Genomic DNA, 2,883 nt, shown 5'->3' with positions numbered 1-2,883 from the left:
GGTGTGGGGGCGCCTGGGTGGGGTGGTGGTTAGGCGTCGCCTCCTGCGTTGCCGGAGGTGCCGGCGGCGGGGTTGGTGAGGTCGTAGCGGGTGATGGCTTCTGCGGGGGCGGACCAGTCGATCTCTCCGCGTTTGGCCAGCATTTCCAGGGTGCGTACGACCATTGAGTGCGCATCGATGGTGAAGTACCGGCGTGCTCCGGCGCGGGTGTCAGCGAACCCGAACCCGTCAGCGCCCAACGAGGCCCAGTCGTTGGGTACGTACTGACGCACGGAGTCCGGCAGGGCCGAGGTGTAATCACTGGTAGCGATCACCGGTCCCGTTGCCCCTGCTAGTGCTTGGGCGATGTAGGGGGTGCGGGCTCCTTCACCGGGGTTGAGGAACGCCTCGTGTTCGGCGGCGTGAGCATCCCGGCGTAGGTTCGTCCACGAGGTCACCGACCACACGTCGGCGGAGACCGACCATTCCTCGGCGAGGATCCGTTGGGCTTCTAACGCCCAGGGCACCCCGACCCCGGAGGCCAGCAACTGGGCGCGCGGGCCTTCGTTGGTGGCGGGTTTGAGCAGGTAGATGCCGTTGAGGATCCCGTCCACATCGACGTCTTCGGGTTCGGCGGGTTGGTGGATGGGTTCGTTGTAGACGGTGAGGTAGTACATCACGTTGTGATCCTCATCCGCCTGCCCGTACATGTGTTCGATTCCGCGTTTGACGATGTGGGCGATCTCGTACCCGTAGGCGGGGTCGTAGTGGATCACCGCGGGGTTGGTCGAAGCCAGGATCGGGGAGTGCCCGTCAGCGTGTTGCAGGCCCTCACCGGTCAGGGTGGTACGCCCGGCGGTGGCGCCGATCACGAACCCGCGGGCCATTTGATCGGCTGCTGCCCAGAACTCATCCCCGGTGCGTTGGAACCCGAACATGGAGTAGAAGATGTACACCGGGATCATGGTTTCACCGTGGGTGGCGTAGGAGGTGCCCGCGGCGGTGAACGCAGCGGTGGCCCCGGCCTCGTTGATCCCCGGGTGCAGGATCACACCCTGGGCGGATTCCTTGTACGCGAGCATCAGTTCGCGGTCCACGGAGAGGTAGTTCTGCCCGTTGGGGTTATAGATCTTCGCGGTCGGGAAGAAGGAGTCCATCCCAAACGTCCTGGCCTCGTCCGGGACGATGGGTACGATGCGGTGCCCGAAGTCCTTCTCCCGCATCAGGTCTTTGAGGATCCGCACGAACGCCATGGTCGTGGCCGCCAGTTGTTTGCCCGAACCCTTCTTCCCCGACGCGAAGGCTTTGTCCGAGGGCAAGGTGATCGCCTGCTGGGTGTGGGGGCGATCCGGGAGGAACCCCCCCAACTCCTGACGGCGCTCCAACAAATACTTGATTTCGGGGGAGTCGGGTCCGGGGTGGTAGTAGGGGGCGTTGTAGAGATCCGAGTCCAGTTGCTCATCACTGATCGGGATCCGTAAGTGATCCCGGAAGGCCTTGAGGTCTTCGAGGGTGAGTTTTTTCATCTGGTGGGTGGCGTTACGGGCCTCGAAGTGCGGACCCAACCCGTAGCCCTTGACGCCTTGGGCCAGGATCACCGTGGGCTGGCCGGTGTGTTCCACCGCCGCCTTGTACGCCGCGTACACCTTGCGGTAGTCATGGGCGCCGCGCTTGAGGTTCCAGATCTGCTCATCCGTGTAATCGGCCACCAGCTCTTTGGTGGCTGCGGAGCGGGCGAAGAAGTGGTCACGGACGAACCCACCGGATTCGGCTTTGAAGGTCTGGTAGTCCCCGTCCAGGGTCTCGTTCATGATCCGCACCAACTCCCCGGTGTGATCCGCCTCCAGTAGGGCGTCCCATTCCCGGCCCCACACGACCTTGATCACATTCCACCCCGCACCGCGGAAGAACGCTTCCAGCTCCTGGATGATCTTCCCGTTCCCGCGTACCGGACCATCCAAGCGTTGCAGATTGCAGTTGATCACGAAGGTGAGGTTGTCCAACTTCTCATTCGCCGCTAACTGCAGCACACCACGGGATTCGGGTTCATCCATCTCCCCGTCCCCCAAAAACGCCCACACGTGCTGGTCGGAGGTGTCCTTGATACCGCGGTTGTGCAGGTACCGGTTGAACTGGGCCTGGTAGATCGCGTTCATCGGCCCGATCCCCATCGACACGGTGGGGAACTGCCAGAAATCCGGTAAACACCGCGGATGCGGGTACGAGGGCAACCCGTTGGGGGTGCAGGTACCGGTTGAACTGGGCCTGGTAGATCGCGTTCATCGGCCCGATCCCCATCGACACGGTGGGGAACTGCCAGAAATCCGGTAAACACCGCGGATGCGGGTACGAGGGCAACCCGTTGGGGGCGTGGGTCTTCTCCTGCCGGAACCCATCCAACTGCTCCTCCGTGAGCCGGCCCTCGAGGTAAGCGCGGGCGTAGTTACCGGGGGAGGAATGACCCTGGAAGAACACCTGATCCCCGCCCCCGGGATGACCAGGTCCGCGGAAGAAGTGGTTCAACCCCACCTCATACAACGTCGCCACCCCCGCGTAAGAGGAGATATGCCCGCCAACGGAGACTTCCGGGCGTTGAGCGCGGTGGACCATCACCGCCGCGTTCCAGCGCAGGAAAGCCCGGTAACGGCGCTCGATCTCCTCATCACCGGGGAACTCGGGTTCTTGATCCACCGGGATCGTGTTCACATAATCCGACGTCGTCACCATCGGCACACCCACCGAATGCGTGCCCGCGTGCTGCAACAACGCCCGCATCACGTACTGCGCCCGCGCGGTACCCTGCGCCTGGATCAACGCGTCAAACGACTCGATCCACTCCTGCGTCTCCTGAACATCAGCGTCCTGAAGATTATTCGTCAACCCACTCAAAATGTGGTGATTGCT

General features: G+C 63.1%; 2 pseudogenes. Both read right to left on the bottom strand.

The window, feature by feature from the left end:
• Positions 1-29: 29 nt before the first annotated feature.
• A pseudogene (gene aceE / locus J1M36_RS06300) lies at positions 30-2,213 on the bottom strand (pyruvate dehydrogenase (acetyl-transferring), homodimeric type); the annotation flags it as partial.
• Between the two features lie 7 nt (positions 2,214-2,220).
• Positions 2,221-2,871: pseudogene (locus tag J1M36_RS06295) on the bottom strand (pyruvate dehydrogenase (acetyl-transferring), homodimeric type); the annotation flags it as partial.
• Positions 2,872-2,883 lie beyond the last annotated feature (12 nt).

The sequence above is a fragment of the Kocuria sp. KRD140 genome, assembly GCF_017168375.1.
Classification (GTDB): Bacteria; Actinomycetota; Actinomycetes; order Actinomycetales; family Micrococcaceae; genus Kocuria; species Kocuria marina.
This window is presented reverse-complemented; position numbering and strand designations above follow the sequence as displayed.